We start from the raw sequence: 2,920 nt of genomic DNA on the forward strand, positions 1-2,920 counted from the left end.
ATGGGTAAGCATAGGTACTCCAATTGGCTGAGCTATCCCCCATTTCCCATCCCTCTTGCAAGAGGACACGATCACGATACTGCTGATCAGCCAAATCAATTACTCCACCAGTATATTGAATCAAATCATCCAGTTTGGTCAGTAACATTTCCAAATAAGGTCGTGAAGTAACATAATAGATTAGGGCAACTGATTGTTTTTGAAAACGAGTCAATTGTTGTTCTATATTTTGCATTATAATCATCTCCTAATTTTATCTATTAATCACTTGTCCAGATATATTCGGAAGACCAATTCTGACATCTTTTAACTGCTCATCAAAATCAGTCATGCCCCAACCTGTATCATAAGGACCATGAATATTCGGTTCCTTAATTTTGCTCCGAACTGCCTGATATTTAGCTTTCTCGGCTGGAGATAAACTATTATACGCATCCCGTCTTATTGGAGATTTAAGTGATAAACGTCCATAAGTATCCACAGGATAATAAATGGTATTGTCAAACTTTCCTTCTTTGAAAATGATCTGCTCCCAACCACCTGATAGATGATAATCATCTCCTAGAGATTTTTTAGTTTGACTTGAGGCAGGCCCACGCCAAACCTTAATGGATTGACCTGCAGGAATATCATAAACAACAAACTGCCCATTTGCATTCCAGTCTGGCCAAACTGCAAGATATTTACGCCATGCCGCTTTCGGGTCAGGACTATTCTTAATTTTAACAAAGACATCTTCTGTGATCCAACATTCACCAAATGCACCATTTGCAGGTGAAGTTACACGGTATAATCTAGCAGGTCCTGTGATGATATCTGCGGACAACTTACTAAATGAAGCAATATTATAATCTGCTAAAGGGGGATAACCATCCTCCACCATTGCATTAACCGTCTTTCTTTTACTAGCAGGCTCTAATGGTGCATGTTCTAAACTTCCCGAGCTTAACCAAGTTGGTCGTGGCTTTTTAGTACGCATTAAAGTAATGGCACGTGCTTCTGGTAATGTACCTCTGAAATGAACATTAGTCGTATTTCTCACTGCTGTTCGTTGCAGATATGACTCCATATCTAATCTATAAATAACTCTTGCCAATGCCTCATTAAGAGGTGCTAAAGCTTTTGCCAATGGGACATCTGCTGCATTTCGAATTTTCCTAACAATAGCGACAGTATTTTTAATTTTATCTTTTAATCCAGGAATATATTTTGCCTTATTGGTCAAATCGTCTAATAGTTTTATTCCTCGATCAAATGCTGCTAATAACTCCCGTGCACTGAGCCTATTTTTGACTTTTATAGTCTCATTCTTTAGATAAACCAAAATATCCACATTCGGTAGATATTTTTTAATATAATCTTGTACTTGCTTTTTCCTTAGAAACGTAACAACCCATGTCATAGCTGAGTCAACGGCTTTAACCACTGCTTTTCCACCGCTTCGTCTTACAAACAAGAAGAATATTTTAAGAACCCCTTTAACTAAACTCCCTAGACTTGGAAATAACCCTATTAAAGTTAGAGCTAAAGCAACCCAAGCCCATTGATCAGACATATCCTCATTTAGTTTTTTACAATTCGCCACTAAATCTCGGACATCACATATCTGGTCTACAAACGGAATCATAGAAATTGCAGCATCAAATACAATTTGCCCAGTACTACGATTTTCATTGAAGTCACCTTCAATGGCTTCTACCATCCACTCCCATATACTTTTTTCCTCTTGAAAATCTTTTTGCTCACCAGTCATCCAAGCTAATGCATCTCTAGCTTGTGTAGCATTAGGAATATTATTTGCCATTGTATATTTCCCCAGAATTAGAGATTGATGAGATGTCTTCAATTTCTAATAATTCTTCCAATGGGTCGGCATTTCTTTCTTTACCTTCTTGAGTTTCATACACTACTTTTTTTATAGTTTCTGGCGGTATATTTTCATGCCTTGTAAATCCATTAGCATCCAGTTTTCCTACTAATGTTGTTCCATTTTTGAAGAAAATTTTATAACCATTATTTGCAACTCCCTTTCTTGTTTCAGGGTCACGATAATCTAATTCAATCCAATTCTTTATATCTGCACTCGGTAAATTTAGTGGTGTCAACTGAACATTCATACCACCTTTGAACAAATGCTGACCCGCTTTCACTTCAAACTTGCCAGCTGTGGTAGGTAAAACTCCCGAACTGCTAATTTCAATCTGTGAACCACCACCAATCAACACTATTTTTTTTGCCGCTTTAATTTCAATTCGATCTTCCGTCGAAATAATCTGTACACCCTTTCTTGCAATCAGATCAGCACCATCCCCTTGGGCTTGAATCTCGATCTTCCCTTTCCCTGCATACAATCGTGCCCCTTCTTGCGCTGCAAATAAGCTGATCTTTTTGCTGGCATGTCCGATAATGCTGTCTTGCGTGCTTGTGTTAATGCTTCTTTGTGCAATCTGGTTAATCTGCCCATCTGCACTGAGATGAATGTCTTCGTTACTTTCTACGGCAATTGAACTTGGTGAAGCCAAGAGCATGATCGCTTGTTTGAAGGCCGCGGCTTTGCTTTGATCTTCGCTCTCTAAGTTCTTGAGATAGCCCTGTAGGTTTTCGAGTAAGCTCAGTGGATCAGTCTGTTGATTCTTTGCCACTTCACTCAAAGCTTTGGCGTTGTTTAAGCTACTTTCGAGTTGTTGTTTGGCTTCGCTTGCATCGAGATGGTTGGCTTTGGCTTGTTCTTGTTTGTAGGTGGAGATGAGTATGCCTTCGCCTGCTCGTACTGCACCCCATTGGTCTGTTCTGAGTTCGAAGCCTTCGCCTCGTCCTTCACTTTCTGTGGTTGCTTTGGGATGACTGAGATTCCCTAGGTTGAGTTGGCTCGCCCCGTGGGTGTTTTGCAGTTGGGTGGAGATTTGTCCTGTGGTGTCAT

At 39.7% G+C, this 2,920-nt stretch carries 2 protein-coding genes and 1 pseudogene; all 3 read right to left on the bottom strand.

All coding sequences use genetic code 11. From position 1 onward, the window contains the following. Positions 1–235 (bottom strand): annotated as a pseudogene (locus AC1M9I_RS14495) (hypothetical protein); the annotation flags it as partial. Positions 236–253: 18 nt separating this feature from the next. Then, a complete protein-coding gene (locus AC1M9I_RS14500; RefSeq protein ID WP_481594740.1) occupies positions 254–1,804 on the bottom strand; it encodes a hypothetical protein in 1,551 nt (516 codons plus the stop codon). Next, positions 1,794–2,920 (bottom strand): DUF2345 domain-containing protein (locus AC1M9I_RS14505; protein ID WP_481611205.1); only part of this gene is annotated, 1,127 nt, incomplete at its 5' end. The genes AC1M9I_RS14505 and AC1M9I_RS14500, both read right to left, overlap by 11 nt.

This window comes from Acinetobacter sp. ANC_7553, assembly GCF_056779895.1.

Coding starts and splice junctions, on each gene's coding strand:
- AC1M9I_RS14500 (WP_481594740.1), bottom strand. CDS start 1,804: ATGGCAAATAATATTCCTAATGCTACACAAGCTAGAGATGCATTAGCT.